The 404-nt window shown below is 64.6% G+C and carries 1 protein-coding gene; it reads left to right on the plus strand.

Annotated elements, in window-relative coordinates; all coding sequences use genetic code 11:
- On the plus strand, positions 1-404 hold a 404-nt coding region (locus tag EN932_RS37780), incomplete at both ends, for a glycine cleavage T C-terminal barrel domain-containing protein (protein ID WP_164890927.1).

Genomic DNA, 404 nt, shown 5'->3' on the forward strand with positions numbered 1-404 from the left:
GCTGGGAACTCTATCACCCCCTGCCCTACCAGCGGCAATTGCTCGACGCGATCCTGAGGGAAGGCAAAAAGCACGGCATGCGGCTGGTCGGCCTGCACGCGCTGGAATCGCTCAGGCTCGAGAAATCCTATCGCGCCATGTATCGCGACATGAACCCGGAGATCAACGCGCTGGAGAGCGGGCTGGAGCGCTTCATCCGTCTCGACAAGGGCGACTTCGTCGGACGCGAGGCTGTGCTGAAATACAGGGAGCGCAACGACCAGCGCCGGTCGGTGACGCTCAGGATCGACACCGACGGCGCAAGCACTGTAGCCAATGAAGGGCTCTACAGCGACGGCAAGCTGGTCGGGCGCATCACCTCCGGCGGCTATGGCTACGCGCTCGGGCACGGCGTGGCGCTGGCG

The organism is Mesorhizobium sp. M7A.F.Ca.US.002.01.1.1, from assembly GCF_004022955.1.
Lineage (GTDB): Bacteria > Pseudomonadota > Alphaproteobacteria > Rhizobiales > Rhizobiaceae > Mesorhizobium > Mesorhizobium ciceri.